Consider the following 16,342-nt stretch of genomic DNA (forward strand, 5'->3'; position numbering starts at 1 on the left):
AGTTAGGACTTACTCGTCTAGCGCATCATCTTCTGGATCTTCTCGGCGCGACGTCTGCGGGCCTCGGTGTACGGCAGGGCCGTGCCCGCGCCGACCCGCGCGGAACGCCGGCCCCTGGTGAGGGATCCGCTGAGGGACCCGCTCAACCGTCCGGCGAGGGCCCGCAGCCGCGCGTTGCCCGGTGCCACGGTCAGCGTGAAGCGGCCCTCCTGCGGGACGGCGGCGTCTCCGCCCCAGGCCAGCAGCCCGTCACACTCGGCGATGATGTCGCGGATGACCGTGACCTGGTAGGGGAGCAGGCCGCCCGTGACGCCCGGGGCGTACCAGCCCGGCCGGAGGTCCAGGGCGTCGGTGCTGCCCACGAGGTCGCCCGCGTGCAGGGTGTCGATCTCGTAGTGGAAGCGGCGGGCGGCGTACAGGAAGACGGTTGCGGCCGGGCCCGGCAGGAGCTGGACCGTCGCGTCCGTGCCCTCCACCGGGAAGGACCGCAACGAAGCGGGAGCGGCAGTGGCCGGCAGGGAGAACGGCAGGGAGAACGGCAGGGCCGTGGCGACGCCGGCTCCGGCGCCGAGGACGAGCAGGGTGCGGCGGCGCATCGGGAGTCCTTTCATCATTCGGCTCCGGCGAGGGCGGTGAGCCGGTCGGCGAAGGCCTGGCAGAACGTGGTCAGCGCGGCGCTCGCGGGCACCGGTGTGGTGGCCTGGCCGCGCAGGAGCAGTGCCCGTGCCGTCACCACCGCGGTGTCCGTCGTGCTGGTCAGCACGGCGGCGGCTGCGGCGGCCGCACCGGTGGCTCCGCCGAAGCGGCCGTTGAGGAAGGTGGTGAAGCGGGTCGCGCGCGGTGCGGACCGCAGGTGGGCGGCGAGACGGGTGCCGCCCTTCAGGGCCGTGGCCAGGTGGTACGCGTCCACGTCCGCCACCAGGGCGGGCAGGTCGAACGAGCCGGCGACGCCGGGCTGGGCAAAGGTGTAGGCCCCCGTGAGCTGCCATTCGGCGTACAGGGCGGTCCAGTCGAGGCCCCAGCCGCCGAAGTCCGCGCGTACCCCCGTCTGCAGTGATCCCAGAGTCGCATCGCCGAGGCGGCTGGTGTCGATGTCGACAGCGGCCACCGGGTCGCGGTAGCGGCGGATGCGGGTGACCCCGGCCGCGCCGACCGCTGCCGGGAAACCCTTGTCGGTGGCGCCGTTGAGCAGCGACGACTGGGTGGAGTCGTGCCGGCCCGCGCGCAGATACTGCAGGACCAGCGTGTCCGGGTCGCCCTGGCCGTACGTCGTGGCGAGGGCGGTGAGGCGGTCGATCCAGGTCAGGAACTCGGCGTGGGTCGCGGCGGGCGCGCCCGTCGCGCTTTCCCCCTCTTCGGTGTACGCGCGGAGCACGCACCGGTCGACCTCGAGCGCACCGGTGCCCGTGCCGATGTCCACGGTGGAGATCTGGTCGATCGCCCAGTTGTCCGGCAGGGGGTAGCCCATGTTGCCGGTCCAGCCGGAGGTGATGCCGCTGACGAAGCTGCGCAGCGTCCACGCCTCCCGGGCGAGCCGGCTGCACACGTTGCGCGCACCGTAGACGCCGTGGGCGTAACGGCTGCCGCGGGCGCGCAGGCCGGCTGCCACGCCGAGGAAGTACGGCAGGATGCCCGCGTCGATGTTGGCGTCGGTGGCGTCGAAGTCGACCGCGAAGTAGATGGTCGCGTTCGCGTCGATGCCGTGACCCACCGCGGAGTCGTGGGCGGCGAGGGCGTCGGTGCGGCCCTGGGCGAAGCTGAAATAGCCGGCCGAGTCGGCGTACGTCTGGTAGATCGGGAACAGGCGCAGGCCGGCCGCGTACATCGTGGCCAGCTCGCCGGGTTTGATCTTCTTGTCGAGCGAGGTGCCCTCGACGTTGGTCAGGTAGCGGCCGATCAGGGTGTAGCCGCCGTCGGTCAGCGTCTTCGCGCGCGCCGTGGTGACCTGGTCGATGGTGTCGGCCGCGCCCGCGGGCCGGGCCTGGTCACCCGTGCTGATCAGCAGCGACGCCCAGGTCGTGAAGTCGCCGGCGCCGGTCTCGGCGACCTGGGCGAAGTGCTGGAACGCGCGGACCTGGGTGGCCAGCGCCGCCGTGAACGTGTCCGTGAAGACCTGCGCCGACGGGTAGAGCGACAGCGCCCCCGTGAACAGTCGCACCCAGGGGCCCGTCGAGCCGGTCTGGACGATGCCACTGGTCCGCACGCCGGACTGGGTGAGCGGGCCGAAGTTGCCGTTGGCCTGCGAGTCGGTGAGGCCGGCCTCGTACTGCACGCCGAACGTCACGGCCTTGAGGATGTCGCGGGTGGCGCGGCCGTCGGCGGGCAGCACGAAGTAGGCCGACCGGTTCAGGTAGCGGTCGTTCATCCACTGCTGCAGCGACCGTACGCTCGCCGAGCCCCCGGCCGCGAGGGTGTAGCCGTCCATGGACAGCAGCGCCTTGAAGACCTTCGGGGCGACCGTGCCGTCGACCTTCGCGGCGAGCCCGGCGTCGGTCATCATCGCGGCGACCGCCCCGGACGTGCGCGAGCCCCAGAGGCCGTCGACGACACCGGGGTCGTACCCCTTGCAGGTGGCTCCACCCTGGACGATCGCGACGATGTTGTGGTTGGCCTCGCTCGCGGTGACCGGCCCGTGCGCGGACAGCGCGGCGAGGGTCCCGGTGCCGAAGTTGTCGGCGAGGGAGGTGAGTCCCAGTTCGTGTTGCAGGCCGCGGGTCAGCGCGTACATCGTCTGCCAGCCGACGATGCCGTCCTCGGTGATGACGTTGTATCCGCTGACCGTGCGGTAGGTGGCGTTGACCCACCGCTGAACCGCCAGTACCTCGGCGCTCAAAGAGATTCCCCTCCGTCGATGACAACCGGGGGGACCCTACCCCGGCGCGTCAACCCGGTGGGGGCACGCTCATGACCGCGCGCCCGGCGAAGAACAAGTGCGCTGCTCTGCGTACGGTCCGGGGCTGGCTTTCGTCATCGGCGAGCGCGCGGAGGGCTTCGAGGTGGGCCCGGTCGGCGGCCAGCGTGATCAGAACCGCCCGGGCCTCCGGTGATCCGTCGGTGAGCAGCGTGGCGAGGACCTCCACGAGGACGGGCTCCGGCACGGGCAGCCCACCCGCGGCGAACCGGCCGACGTCCGTGGAACCGCCGGGCGCCGCCCGCATCTCCTCGATGAACTCCTCCGGTGTCCCGGCCCGCTCGAACTGCCAGCCGACGACGGCCTGACGCGACGGGGTGCCCATCCCGGTGGTCATGGTATTCCGGTCCAGCCCCGGGGCGGGCCGGTCGGCCGCCAGGTAGGCGACGAGCCCGGTCCAGGTCGGCACGAGGCCGCGGCGCCCGTTCTGGAAGATCCCGGTCCGCAGCAGCAGCTTCGTCACCGGCTCCCGCCAGCGTTCGGGCCGCGAGCCGGGCAGCTGCTCGCCGATCCAGTCGAGGGTGCCGGTCACGACGTCCTTGCCGTCCACGGACGTCTTCGCGGCGGCGACGAGCAGGTCGCGGCGGTGCCGGCTCAGCCATTCGGTGTCCGGCCCGGTGTCGCCCGGACCGGCGAAGAGGGCGTCGAGGGCGGTGCGGCGGGCACCGAGCAGCAGCCCGACGAAGGCCTCCATGAGTTCGGCGGGGCGTGGTGCCGATCCGTGGATGCCGTTCTCCCAGAGCACGGCGGCGACAGTGACCAGCAGCGGGCTGCGGGCCTTCGCGGAGGCGGGATCGCTGCCCAGCCACGCCACGAAGGGATCGGGGTCGCTGAGCCATCGACCGGCCAGCGCCTCGACGTCCTCCTCGGTGAACGGCATCAGGTGGTACGCGTCGAACGGCGCGAGGGTCTCGAGCTCCTTGTCGCCGAGCGGCCGGGTGGTCACGACGAGCCGCCGGTGCCGCGGCGGTGTCGCGGCCTCCCGGGCGAGCATGTTGATCACGCCGCTGCGCTGCTGCGGATCGGCGAGGGCGTCGAGCCCGTCGACGAGGATCACCATCCGGCGGTGCGGCAGCGGTTCCTGGTCGAGCTCCGGCACCCACGGGGCGGCCGCCTCGGCGATCGCGTGCTGCAGCGTCCGGCCCGCCAGCGCTGCGGCCGTCAGCCGGATCACCAGCGGCCCGTCCGGCGCGCGACCCAGCCGGCCCGCGCTGGTCAGCCACCGCTGCGCCGACGCCGCGGCGGCCTGCCGGACCAGCGCGGTCTTGCCGCTGCCCGGGGGACCGATCAGCAGGACGTGCGGGCCGTCCTGCAGGACCAGGTCATCGGTCGCCACGGCGTCCGCGGCCGGGTCGGCCCGGGGTTTGGCAGTGCGCGGTACGTAGACCTTCAGCAGGGGCGGGACGTGCGCGTCGAGCGGGTAGCCGTCCTCCTCACCGGTGTTGAACTGCGCGTTCCAGTAACCGGTGAGCTCGCGCCACCACGCCTGGCGGCTCTGCCGGTAGAAGGTGAGCAGCGTGACGACGGCGATGACCGCGGTGAGGATGCCCGAGACGTCGTCCGCGACGTTGATCGCGTCGAGGAACGTCCCCATCAGCCGGCCCTGTCGTAGCGCACGCCGCACCTGCCGCAGAAGCGCCCGGTCCACGTCGTGTCGTGATGGCGCCACGGCTGGATCTTGTCCGTTCCGCCCGCCGCCGCGGCGGCGCCGGGCGAGTTCCAGCGCGAGGTCTGGGGCCCGGTCGCGGTCAGCGGGGGCAGCATCCGCGGGTTGACGTCGGCGCAGATCCGGACCTTGCCCGCCGCCGCGTCGTCGATGTCGACCACGCGGGTCAGCAGGTCCAGCTTGGCGGTGTCGCCCGCGGCGTGCGCGAGGGCGGCCGCCACGCCGAACTGACGCCCGGCCTCCTCGCGGTCACCGGCCTCCAGAGCTGCCAGGCCCCGCCGGATCGCCTCGGCCAGGTCCTGCTGGCCGGCGTAGTGCGCCACGGTCGGGTGCACGGCGGAGAAGAGCGGGAACTCGTCGGTCCACTCCACGGTGATGCCCGCCTCGTCGGGGTCGGTGCCACCCGGGGACGAGAACGCGCTGAACCACGCGATCCGGCGGCGCTGACCGGCCGCCATCGGGTCCACGTCGAGGGCCACGTGGTAGTCCCGCTGATCACCGGGGCTCCACGCGCCGGTGGGGAACTCCGCCGCGGTGTCGCGGCCGGTGAGGTCGGCGATGACGGGGTACACCTGTTTGACGAACCGGATCCGGGCGACCTCCGCGTGACGGATCCGCAGGCGTACGTCCCCCGCGCGGCTCGCCATGGCATGCGCCAGCACCCGGCTGAAGTCGGCGGTCAGCGTGGAGGTGTCCTCGACCGGCACCACCGGGTTGGCGCCGAGCGCGTCCGCGATGCGCAACAGCTCGTCGCCGTCCCAATCGTGGCTGCCCTCGGCCGACCCGATGCCCCGGCAGTCGACGGTGAACGCGCCGTCGCAGGCCTCGAGCGCGGCGCTCAGCTCGCCGGCCGGCTCGCTCTCGTTGCGGCCGTCGGTGAGCAGGACGGCGTGGCCGATGGCGTCCGGCCGCTGGGCGACCAGCTCGCGGGCCAGGCGCAGCCAGGTCCCGATCGCCGTGCCGCCGTGCGGGGTGGCCCTGCGCACGGCCTTGCGCGCGTCCGCCCGGGTGCCCTCGTCCGCCACGGCCGGCTCGCGCCCCAACGGATAGATCATCTCGGCGACGTGGCTGCCGCCGACCACGGCGAACGCGACACCGTCGGGCAGCACGTCGATCGCCGCGATCGTGGCGAGCTGGGCGGCGCGCATCTTCGTCTGCGGCGCGCCCATCGAACCCGAGCAGTCCAGCAGGATCACCTCGGCCAGCCCGGTCCCGGTCCCAGGCACGGCGATGTCGGAGCCGTCGTCCTCGGCACGCACGGTCACGATGATGTCGACGGTGGCGTCACCCGCCGGCAGGTATTCGTTGTGGTGCGCGGTCACGCTGAACTTCACCTCGGTGGCCTCTCCATCAGGGACTTCACCACCACGACACCGGGCGGAGACGGTTGGCGGCGTCGACGAGCCGGACCCGGAGGCGCCGGTCCGAGGTGCGTGCGGCCAGCCGCCGGCAGCGCTGCTCGAACGCGGTGCCGAGCGCTGCCCCGGTCATCTCCACGCCGAACATGCGGCCCCCGGCGGGCAACCGGTCGCCGAAGTGGCCGACGGCGAACCCGATGGTGTCCAGCTCGGCGGCGGTCCGGTCGTCGGAGACGGGCAGCTGCTCGACGACACGTGCCGCCCGCTCGACGGCCCCGAGCCCGTCGGCACCGGTGGTCAGCAGGCAGCGCGCGTAGCCGTACCCCGCTGCCACCACGCCACGGTCCGCCGCCCAGACCCCGCCGTAGTGCTCGGTCGCGGCGGCCACGTCGCCGCAGAGCTCGGCCGCCACGGCGTACGCCAGCCGCGCCGACACCTCGCCCGGCAGCCACCCGAACGCCTGGTCGAACTGGCGCCGGGCGTCCGTGGCGCGACCGGCGACGAGCGCGATCAGCCCCCGGTGCCACCACAACGCCCAGTCCTGGTGATTCTCCGGCCGGTCCGCCAGCAACTTCTCGGCGCGCGCGATCTCGGTCTCCGCGCGGTGCGCGCGGATCGACGACCTTTCCGTGGACGCGGCCACGGCGACCGCGAGATGGGCTCGTACGGTGCGGAAGAAGACGCCGTCGGACGGCCCGGGTGCCTCCCGTAACTGGGCGAGCACTTCCTCGGAGTCCGGCCCGAGCGAGGCGAGGAACGCGGCGGCGGGGTCGCTCCGGTTGACCAGCGGCATCGGCAGCTGCCGCAGCAGGCCGGCGAGGTCCAGGTCACGCTGGTCGACGTGCAGGGCGAACGCGCACGCGGACGGGCTGAAGACGGTGGAGCGGGCGGGTTCCGGCTCCCCGGTGTCCTCGGCCCGTAGCTGCCGCAGCACGCCCTGCAGCTGCTCGCGCATCTCGGCGGCCGAGGCGAACCGGTGATCGGCGTCGGGCGCCGTGGCCCGGTCGAGGAGGCGCAGGTACACCTCGGAGGGCAGGTTCGCCCCGGTGACCCGGGCGAGAAGGCGCTCCTCGGAAGGGAACCGCGTCTCCATCCCACCCGTGTCGTCGGTGAGGGTGAGCGCGATCAGCGTGCGTCCGACGGTGTAGAGGTCCGAGCGGACCCCGGTACCCCGCGGCCCGTCCTGCACCACCTCGGGGGCGACGAAGCCGGGGGTGTACCAGGGCGGGTTCACCCGGTCGTCGATCCGGCGGACCGCGCCGAAGTCGATGAGCCTGATCGGGTCCGGGTCGTGGTTCTGCACGGCCGGGACCCGCATGACGTTCTCCGGCTTGAGGTCGCAGTAGAGCAGCCCCCGTTCGTGCAGGAACTCGAACGCGTCGAGGATCTGGTCGCCGAAGCCGAGCGCCTGCACGATGTTGACGGCCTTCGGCACCCGCGGCGTGCCGGGCCTGCCGCGGGCGTCCTCCAGGGTGCCGCCGGGGATGTACTCCATCACCAGGTACGGCCCGCCGGCGGCGTGCTCACCCGGGACCACGTCGAGGATGGCGACGATCCGCCGGTGGTTGTGGCTGATCAGCGTCCGGCGCTCCCCGAAGAACGCGTCGGCGGCGGCCTTGTCGTCCGGGTTGCGCAGTCCCTTCAGGACCCGCCACGCATCGTCCATGATCCGGTCGCGGGCGAGGAAGACCCACCCGACACCGCCGTAGCCCACGCAGCCCTTGACCAGGTAGCGGCCGTTGACCAGGGAGCCCGGTTCGAGCGGTGGCCAGAACGAGTACGCGGTGCCGCAGTTCTCGCAGAAGCCCTCCGTCTCGCGGGCGGGCCTGGCACATGTCACGCACACCCGGGCGGACGGCGCGACGGGCCCGGGCTGCAGCGCGTCGAGGGGATCGCGGACCCGGGTCGCGGGGAGCAGCACGGCCTGCTCCCACGGGTGCTCCCCGGTCCGCTCCCAATGCCGTTCCCGCTGCTCAGGCTGCTCCTCCCGCTCGATGGGAGGGGCGTCGGGAAGGCATTCGTGGCCCCACTTGCGGCAGAAACCGTCCCGGTCGACCAGGCCGGGGCACTGCCGGGCCGCGCACCGGGCGCTCACGCCGACGGTCATGGCAGGTCGCCGTTCACGGCCCGCTGATAGGCGAGCACCGCCGCGGCCGCCACCGCCAGGTCGAACCCGTCGGGGTTCAGGGACCGCCGCGCGGCCTGGTAGAACGGGTCGAGGGTCAGCAGCTCGCCGAGGCCGTCGTTGACGGCCTTCTGCCGGTACGCCGCGAGCAGCCCGGTGAGCTCCGAGTAGTAGCCCTGCCGCAGCGCCCGCCGCTGAACGGCCGCCCGCTCGGTGGCCCGGACAACCTCAGCCGGGAGCCCGTCGCCGTCCTGGTCGCCGGTCAGGAACTCGCGCCAGCGTCCGCTGTCCGCGGCCTTCTCCCACCGGGCGAGCCGGTCGAGCACCGCGAGGGCCTCCGGGCTGACCGGCGGGCGCCCGTGGCCCAGCCCGGCACGGAGCGCGTCGGCGATCAGCGTCTCCAGCTTCGCGAGCTGCTCCCGCAGCGCCACGACCGGCCCGTCCAGGGTCTCGCCGAGCCGCACCGCACGGACCGCCAGGCGGATCTCCCGCTCGCGCTCCGCGGCCTCGGCGACGATCCGGGCGACCGGCATCGTCTGCGAGCGCGGTGGCACGCCCGTCGCCGCCGTGAACACCACCCGGCACGGCGCGGACGCGAGCCGCAGCAGCTCCGCCCGGAGCGGGCCGGGCGCCGCACCGCCCTGCTGCTCGAGCCGCCGGTCCAGGGCCACGAGCTCGTCGACCCGGTTCTCCAGGGTCTGGGCGAGACACCCGAGCTGGTGCAGCAGGTCGAGCGCGTCCTGCGCCGCGATCCCGGCCCGGGCCCGGCCCTGCTGCCCGACCTGCCCGGTCACGAACCGGTCCATGTCCAGATAGGTACGCGCCACCGTGCGGCACGCCTCCCGGGTGTCCTCGTAGGCATCGGTCATCACCACGGCCACACCGCCACACTCGGCCCCGCGTCGGGCATCCCCTCGTCAGGGTGCATGGACAGCCATTCGTCGTGCGCCCGCCCCCACTCCCCGAACTTGCCGCCCGGGGTGGCGCGCATCCCCTGCAGCACGTAGTTGAAGTAGCGGACCAGCGGCTCGTCACCACGGCTGAACGCGAAGGCGTGCGGCTCGTCGGTGAACCAGGTGCAACCCGTCTTCGTCACGTTGTAGGCGCAGGAAGGCTCCCTCGGCGGGTCCGTCACCAGGATCGTGTCCGGGGCCAGCTCGGCGAAGCCCCGCAGGATGTTCTCGTCGGTGCTGGCCGCGTCGACCTGGCCCTGGCGCAGCATCACGAGACAGTCGATGGAGTGCTCGGTCTGCACCGGCACCAGTGCCTGCCCGGACGCCGTCCGGTAACGCCGGATCGCGGCCAGCGACGTCGTCAGCCGCGGGGCGCAGACCCGGCGGCCGCCCAGCTGCTCCATGCCCGCGAACTCGGGCCGCACCGCCGGCGAGCCGATCCCGGGCACCCGCCGGACCAGCGCGGTCTGCCCGGAGTCCAGATAGTCGGTGGAGAAATACGCGAGCGCGGCCCGTTCGCAGGTCGCTGTCAGCGACGTCGCCACCACGTCGACGTGCTGCGCGTGCGCCGGGTCGAGCTGCGCGAGCGCCCCGGTGCCGGGCGGCACGGCCCGGAACGTGATCTTGTCGCGCGGGTCGGCACCCGGCCAGAGCGAGCGGGCCACGGCGAGCAGCAGGTCGATGTTGAACCCCTCGAACTGGTGCGAGGTGGCGTTCCAGTGGCTCATCGTGGTGTCGGAGAGGTCCACCCCGGCGATGAGCTTGCCCCCGGCCAGCTTCGGCGGCCGGACGTCGCTCGGCGCGAAACTGCGCCGGACGAGACAGGACAGCGCGTTGTTGACCTTGTCCTCCGGCGGCTGCACCCCCTCGGGCCGTGCGGGGGCCGCGGCGACGGCCCCACCCGCCGTGCACCCGGAGAGGGTCAGCAGGACGGCTGCGGCCCACGCTGTGGTTCGTCGTATCATCACCGCCTCCTCTCAGGAGTACTCGCTCAGCCGTGCCCAGAGCCCCGCCACCGCGGCGAGCGCCGCGACCAGCAGCAACGCCGGCATCAGCAGCCGGTGCTGCACCGGTGTCGCCGGCAACCACTGCACCGCCGCGTCGACGTCGCGCTCACCCTGATCCAGCCGATCGCTGATCTGCTCCCGCGCCGAGGCGAACGCCGTCTCCACGTTCCCGCCCGGCAGCACGAGATCCACCGCCGCGTCGTAGTCGCCGGCGACGCCGCTCTGCCGTGCTGTCCACACGGGCGTCAGCGCCGTGCAGTTCACCTGACCGGCCGCCGAGCCGCACAGATCACGGGCGAGGAAGTCCTGATGATGCTTCACGGGGTCGACGCTCGCCCCCAGCGCCAGGGAGACGTCGGCCCGTCCGCTCAGCAGGGCACCGAGCTGCTGCTGCGTCGCGCCCTCACTGTCCATCCGCGACGCGAGCGCGGTGAACCCCACCTCGGCGGCCGCGTAGTGCGACCACGACGAGACGAGCAACCCGAGCACCACCACGACGGCCGCAACGGCGGCGACCAGCCCCGCGTTGAGCCGCCGCCGGGTCCGCCGCCACAACCACCACTGCACCCCGCCCAGCACGAGCAGCACCAGCACGGGCAGCCCGAGAGCGGCGATCCGCCAGAGCTGCCCGTCCCGCTGGGCCCGCGCCAGCCGCTCCTGGTCCTCGGTCCCCAGCCGCATCACCGACGGCAGCACCACATCCGAGATGTAGAACGAGGCCTCCCGCGCGTACGCCGACGCGAGCACCGCCTGCTTCGCGAAGTCGTCACCCAGGCCCACAGTCAGCCCGTCGTCCACCACCTTGCGATAGGCCCGGACCTCATCGGCGATAGTGGTGAGCCGCGCCAGCCGCGCCGGATCGTCGTACGCCCGAACCATGGCCGCACTCAGCGCACTCTGCGCCCGGTCGACCGCCTCGACGTAGAGGCCCATCAAAGCGTCCCGCTGAGCCAGACTCGTCGCCAGGAACAGGACACTCGCGGCAGCGTCCGTATCGGCGATCCCCTGGTAGATGTCCCGCGCACTCGCACTGTTGCTCGCGGACGCCGCGGCCGCATCCTGCCCCAGCGCCTCCGCCGCCCGGGGCGACACCACCGTGACCCCCGCCAGCGCACCCAGCAACAGCACCACGACTCCGACAGCCACCATCAACCGGCCCGGCGTGTCCAACCGGCCCAGCACCCCGGCCCGCCGCCACCCCGCCGGCCGGGCCCCGGCATCCACCGGCCCGCTCTCCGGACGCATCCCCCCGAGCGTGGTAGCACCAGCCACGCGAGCATCCCCTTCGGACCCCGTACCCGATCACGCAGGACCCGTCATCATGACGCCCTGACGTCACGTGATCACGATCAGTGTCCAAGATCTGACTCGCCAAAGGCTGCGCTGTGCTGTCGGGCCAGGTCGGCTGGGTGCCGGTGCACGCGCCGGCAAGACGCTGGGGGTACAAAGGTTCCGAAACCCGCGCCGCACCGGCGCTTGGGTGAACCGCTCTGGCGTCATCGGGCGTTCCGAGGATCGCAGCACCCCACGCACCCGCCCAGCAATCATCGCCGTCCCGGAACCCACCCACCGCTGAATTCCGGCTACCCCGATTACTCGCCATCTGCTATTCGCATTCCTATGATCCATCTCAACCCGACAATGGCACGCTCGCCCCTTCCGATCATGCCGTTGCACGAGAAGTATCAAGGAGTGCAATACAGGCAGCTGGAAATTTTCACGGCAGTCGAATTGGGTTGGCTACGCGACCCCACCAAGCACCGAAATTACTCCGCGGCGACCGAAGTGTTCCGGCGTGAACACCGGGTCCGGCGCGCTTTCGGAAAGGCACTGGGCCATACCGCCCGGCTGCGCCGCGACTCTCCTGAGGCGCGGACACCGGACGGCAAGGTCATGTGGATCGAGGCGGCACGTGCATTGTTCCGTGCAGCAAACACCACACAGACGTGCGCCGACGCCGCAGATGAGCGTGACCGCAGGCGCGCTGCCGGTGAACTGTTCGACTGGACCCGTTTTGCCGGCCGCTGGCAGGTGATGCACGCCGCCGTCTGCTGACCCGCAGGCACCGGACCTTCCCCGGGCGACACGCCGATGGCGCCACGCATTCACACAGGACTCTGCCCGAGGACCGGGCGCACGGACATGCCGACGCGAGGGGGTGACCTTGAGCACCTGATCGGTGCCGCCACCTCAAAGAATCCGCCGTTGACTTCGGATGCCCGGAGAAATCAATTCCCCTGATTTCCACCGGATCTGTGGCTTGGACGACCAAGGTGAACATGTCCGCGACCTGCTCCGCCGGATTCCCACAATCACAGCGACACTGGCTCCGTTCATGCCGTCTGATTCGGCAAGTGCGAGGCGATTACGGTCTGGCACTGCAGGACTTTCGGTGAGTGTGCACCGGCACATCCCGAGGTGATGCACACCTATCCGCGCCGGGCTCTCCCGCCGCTCCTCGCTGCGGTCATTCTCGGTGACGTAGCTGCCTCGGCCGCAGCAACGCCGAACCTCAGCCGGGAGGTTGAACGACAAGCTAGTGCTCTGACCGGAAACGTTGGCCGGGTCGGTGGTCAGGCCGCGCGGGCAGCGGTTTGGCCCCACCGGTGTTGGCGTTCGCTGCGGACACGGGCTCGTTCGCGGCGCTGGGCGGCCAGGACGTCGGGGTGGCGAGCGTTGGCGTTTCGCCAGCGCAGGTATTTGTGCAGGGCGCGGGTCGCGACCAGGTGGTTGGGGTGGTTCGAGCCGGCGACGACGAAGGTGCGTAGCGGCCCGAAATGCGCTTCGATCGGGTTCGCCCACGACGCATACGTCGGGGTGAAACACAGCTCGACCTTGTTGCGGGCCGCCCAGCTGCGGATCTTCCAGCCTTTGTGCGCGGACAGGTTGTCGAGGATGACATAGACCGGTGCCCCGCCCGGGCGTGCCCGGCGGATCGACTGGAGGGCGGCGAGGGTGTTGTCCGCGGATTTGCGGGCTCGCACGACGCCCCACAGGGTGTCGTCGCCGACGGAGTAGCAGGCATGGAACTGCCGGACCCCACAAAGTTTGTGGTAATTCGCGGGGAGCCGGTCCGGATGCCCCTGCTCGGCCCAGGAGGCGCCGAGGTGCGGGCGGATCGTTAACGGCCCGAACTCGTCGAACACGAACACCCGGTCCGGGAAATGACTGGTCACGTGTTCGATACGGGCGAGTTTCGCCTCGATCTGCGGATCATTGGATTCCTTCCAGGTCTTGGTCCGCTGGAAACTGATCTTGTGGTGGTGCAGGAACTCCCGCAGCCGTTCGCGGCTGACGCCCACCCGGCGATGACCACGGTTATGGGCCAGGTAGTCGCAGAGTTTGCGCAGGCTCCACCGGGTGAATGGCTGGTCAAGGGCTTGTGGTCTGGTGCGGGCCATCTCGACGATGAACGCTTCGTCGTCTTCACTGATTCGGCGGGGACGGCCACCCGCCCACCGAGGGTCCAGGCAGGCCAGCCCGATCTCGTTGAACCGGTGGATCACCTCACGGATCGCGTCCTCGTCACCTTGCACGAGACGAGCGATCGCGGGAACAGTGTTTCCACTGGCCGAGGCCATGATGACCATCGCCCGGCGCAGCCGGATCGGTGATCCGGTCTGACGCCGCACGATCTGTTGTAATCGACGGCCCTCGTCCTCGGTGAGCCGCCGTGCCCGAACAGGATCTGCCATGACGACAGCCTGACCCGCGACCCACCCCACACCACGAACCACGACCGGCGTGTCACCCAACCCGGCCAACGTTTCCGGTCAGAGCACTAGGGCGTATCTGAGGGATCACGGCGAGTCTGCGGCGAGGTCCAGGTTTCGTGTCGCGCGGGGGATTGAGGGGTGAAGACCGGTGTTGTATCCGCCCCTTCATCGCGCGCCGCGAGACGAAAGCTGGGCCCGGCGCAGGCCGTCGTGATCCCTCAGATACGCCCCTAGAGGCGGAAGGCGGCGGTGACGACGTCGGCGCAGGTCAGGGTGATGAGGCCGGTGGGGGGTGGGGCGATGCGGAAGGTGCCGTCGGGGTCGACGGGGATGGTGTAGGCGGCGCTGCCCTCGCGGTGGACGGTGACCTCGGTGGGGCCGGGTGGGACGAGCTGGCCGAGCAGGGCGGTGGTGGAGACGCCGAGCTCGATGGTGAGGGTGGACGATTCGAAGCTGAGGGTGCGCAGGTCGGCCTCCTCGGCGCGCAGGCCGGCCATGGCGAGTTCGTCGACGCGCGAGTCATGGACGAGTTCGGCCAGTTCCGCGTCGATCGTGCGCCAGGTGTAGACCGCGCGGGCTGCCTCCCGTACCGATGCCGGGGTGGGGTCCGGGGTGTGAAGGGCCTGGGTCAGGACCTGGAGCAGGGCCTCGTCGCTCTCCTGCCAGTCGTTGCTGATCATGGTCATCTCCTCACGGCGTGGCCGGCGTCGGCGATCAGGGTCTGCAGGGCCGCGCTGCGGCGCAGGCGGTCCAGGCAGCGGGAGCGGGTGGGGCCGATCGCCCCGCACGGCATGGCGAGCCGGGTGCTGATCTCGGTGTACGCCGCCGGCGGGTCGGTCATCAGCAGGCTGAACAGGGTCCGGCAGCGCTCCGGCAGCTCCGCGAACGCGACCCGCATCGCGGCGTGGAGCTCGTCGCGGATCAGGCCCGCGTCGACCGGGTCGGTGTCGTCGGCGGGGGTGCGGTCGAGCAGGCTGGTCAGGTCGTCGGGGCGTTCGCGCTGCCGGGACCGGTAGAAGCGGGTGCACTCGTGGGCCGCGGTCGTCATCAGCCAGCCGGGCAGCGCCTTCGGCTCGCGCAGCTTGGGCAGGTTCTCGACCAGGCGCAGCCACACCGTCTGGCTCACGTCGGCCGCGTCGGCGGCGTCCAGGCGCCAGCGGCGGCACGTCGCGTGGACCAGCGGGGCGTAACGCTCCACCAGCGCGTTCCATGCCTGCGTGTCGCCGCCCGCCGCGGCGGTCACGAGGGCGGTGGGGTCGCCGTCGGCCATTGTCAGTTCCTCTCGGGCAAAAACCTATTTTAGTTGGGCGAAACGGTCAGTCCCGGTGTTTGGGGAGCAGCGCCGACGTGGCGCCGTGCCGGGCGTCGTGCAGCAGCCGGCGCAGGGCGGTCGGCGCGTCGGTCTCCCCGCGCCGGATCCGCGCGGCGATCAGACCCGACACCCAGGCCGAGGCGAAGGAGGTCCCGCTCCAGGCGGCAACCCCTTGATAGGTACGCGAGGAGCGCGCGTCCGCCGGGTCGGTGATCGTGACACCGGGGCCGAAGTAGTTGCTGACCACGTTCACACCGGGCGCCAGCAGATCGACCCACGGGGCGTCCGGGCTGAACGCGGCGGGCGTACCCGTGGCAGTGACCGCGCCGACCGCGAGCACGTCGTCGGCGGCAGCCGGCCAGAGCGGGCGCCGGGGGCCGTGGTCGTCCTCGCCGTGGTTACCGGCCGAGGCCACCACGACCGTCCCCGGGCCGACGCGCTGCAGGGCGGTGCTGACCGCGAGGGACGGCTGGTTGTCGCCGGTGAAGTAGCCCGCCGACACGTTGATCACGTCGGCGCCGCGGGCCGCGCACTCCACCAGGTCGTTGGCGAGCTGCCAGGTGGTGCCACGGGCCCGGTCGTCGAGGGTGGCGCAGGCGAGGACGGCCGCGCCGGGAGCGTTGCGCAGGATGGTGCCGGTGATGAAGGTGGCGTGTCCCGCGGTGAACGGCAGCCCCTGCGGTCCGGGGGAGGGGTGCAGAGCGGACGGAGTGGCGAGGTACGCGCCGGCGAGCTCGCCGTGGTCCCACAGCCGGGTGTCGCAGACGGCGACCGTCGCGCCCCGGCCGAGCGTGCCGTGCGGACGGGGCAGCCCGCCGTCGAGCGCGTACCGGCCGCCGGGGGTGCCCTCGGGCGCGGGCAGCACGTACGTGTCCTCGGACAACGACCGGCCGCCCCAGCCGCCGTGCAGGATGTCGATCTCACCCGCCACGCTCGCGGGCATGGCGCTGCTGCCGCCGCCGCTGATCACGTGCGCGCCGCCGACGGTCTCGACCTCGCGGTTCTTGCCGAGCACGGGCGTCCAGCCGTCGTAGTCGCGCCGGAAGTAGGCGCGCAGGTCGTCGAGCAGCGCGTCGACGGGGGAGTCCCCGCCGTCGACCGCGGTGGTGGGCTCCGCCGCGTGGCCCGTCAGCTCCAGCAGGGCGAGACCGAGTGCCGGGCTGCGGCGCGGATCGCGTACCGGCTCGATGCCGAGCACGCCGAGGCGGTCCAGGACGAGGTCGAGGTGCGCCAGGGTGACGATCAGTTCGTTGACCCGGTGCGCCGCGCCGCGCCCGGTGGTGGCCGTGCTCAT

Annotated in this window: 13 protein-coding genes; 1 reads left to right on the forward strand and 12 read right to left on the reverse strand. The window is 72.0% G+C overall.

What is annotated here, in order from left to right:
* Positions 1-17: 17 nt before the first annotated feature.
* The 8 genes from Aco04nite_RS08565 to Aco04nite_RS08600 are packed head-to-tail and all read right to left on the reverse strand — an operon-like array spanning position 18 to position 11,265.
* Positions 18-596, reverse strand: a complete 579-nt coding sequence (locus Aco04nite_RS08565) for a hypothetical protein (protein ID WP_244875828.1) — start codon at positions 594-596, stop codon at positions 18-20.
* 14 nt (positions 597-610) lie between these two features.
* Complete coding sequence (locus Aco04nite_RS08570; RefSeq protein WP_212996654.1) at positions 611-2,833, reverse strand: glycoside hydrolase domain-containing protein; 2,223 nt, start codon at positions 2,831-2,833, stop codon at positions 611-613.
* Positions 2,834-2,882: 49 nt separating this feature from the next.
* A complete protein-coding gene (locus Aco04nite_RS08575) occupies positions 2,883-4,580 on the reverse strand; it encodes an NACHT domain-containing protein (RefSeq protein WP_212996655.1) in 1,698 nt (565 codons plus the stop codon).
* Positions 4,505-5,911: a VWA domain-containing protein gene (locus Aco04nite_RS08580; protein WP_212996656.1), complete on the reverse strand. Its 1,407-nt coding sequence runs from the start codon at positions 5,909-5,911 to the stop codon at positions 4,505-4,507. The genes Aco04nite_RS08575 and Aco04nite_RS08580 overlap by 76 nt, the downstream gene beginning before the upstream one ends.
* A 25-nt stretch (positions 5,912-5,936) precedes the next feature.
* Positions 5,937-8,042 carry a serine/threonine-protein kinase gene (locus Aco04nite_RS08585; protein WP_212996657.1) on the reverse strand — a complete coding sequence of 702 codons (2,106 nt, stop codon included), beginning with the start codon at positions 8,040-8,042 and terminating at the stop codon, positions 5,937-5,939.
* On the reverse strand, positions 8,039-8,935 hold the full coding sequence (locus Aco04nite_RS08590) for a hypothetical protein (RefSeq protein ID WP_212996658.1): 897 nt from the start codon (positions 8,933-8,935) through the stop codon (positions 8,039-8,041). The genes Aco04nite_RS08585 and Aco04nite_RS08590 overlap by 4 nt, the downstream gene beginning before the upstream one ends.
* Complete coding sequence (locus Aco04nite_RS08595; RefSeq protein WP_212996659.1) at positions 8,929-9,978, reverse strand: transporter substrate-binding domain-containing protein; 1,050 nt, start codon at positions 9,976-9,978, stop codon at positions 8,929-8,931. The genes Aco04nite_RS08590 and Aco04nite_RS08595 overlap by 7 nt, the downstream gene beginning before the upstream one ends.
* 12 nt (positions 9,979-9,990) lie before the next feature.
* Positions 9,991-11,265: a GlnX family signal transduction membrane protein gene (locus Aco04nite_RS08600; protein WP_212996660.1), complete on the reverse strand. Its 1,275-nt coding sequence runs from the start codon at positions 11,263-11,265 to the stop codon at positions 9,991-9,993.
* A gap of 375 nt (positions 11,266-11,640) precedes the next feature.
* Between Aco04nite_RS08600 and Aco04nite_RS08605 the strand changes: the two genes are divergently transcribed.
* A complete protein-coding gene (locus Aco04nite_RS08605) occupies positions 11,641-12,075 on the forward strand; it encodes a hypothetical protein (protein WP_212996661.1) in 435 nt (144 codons plus the stop codon).
* A 518-nt stretch (positions 12,076-12,593) separates the two neighbouring features.
* Here the strand turns inward: Aco04nite_RS08605 and Aco04nite_RS08610 are convergent.
* The 4 genes from Aco04nite_RS08610 to Aco04nite_RS08625 form a co-directional block, all read right to left on the reverse strand.
* Positions 12,594-13,715, reverse strand: coding sequence for an IS630 family transposase (locus Aco04nite_RS08610; protein ID WP_212996662.1), 1,122 nt, complete (start codon positions 13,713-13,715; stop codon positions 12,594-12,596).
* Positions 13,716-13,966: 251 nt separating this feature from the next.
* Entirely contained in the window at positions 13,967-14,416 is a 450-nt protein-coding gene (locus tag Aco04nite_RS08615) for a hypothetical protein (RefSeq protein ID WP_212996663.1), read from the reverse strand.
* 2 nt (positions 14,417-14,418) lie between these two features.
* Positions 14,419-15,006: an RNA polymerase sigma factor gene (locus tag Aco04nite_RS08620; protein WP_212996664.1), complete on the reverse strand. Its 588-nt coding sequence runs from the start codon at positions 15,004-15,006 to the stop codon at positions 14,419-14,421.
* 46 nt (positions 15,007-15,052) lie between these two features.
* Positions 15,053-16,342: a S8 family peptidase gene (locus tag Aco04nite_RS08625; protein ID WP_212996665.1), complete on the reverse strand. Its 1,290-nt coding sequence runs from the start codon at positions 16,340-16,342 to the stop codon at positions 15,053-15,055.

The organism is Winogradskya consettensis (genome assembly GCF_018332715.1).
GTDB classification, from domain to species: Bacteria; Actinomycetota; Actinomycetes; order Mycobacteriales; family Micromonosporaceae; genus Actinoplanes; species Actinoplanes consettensis.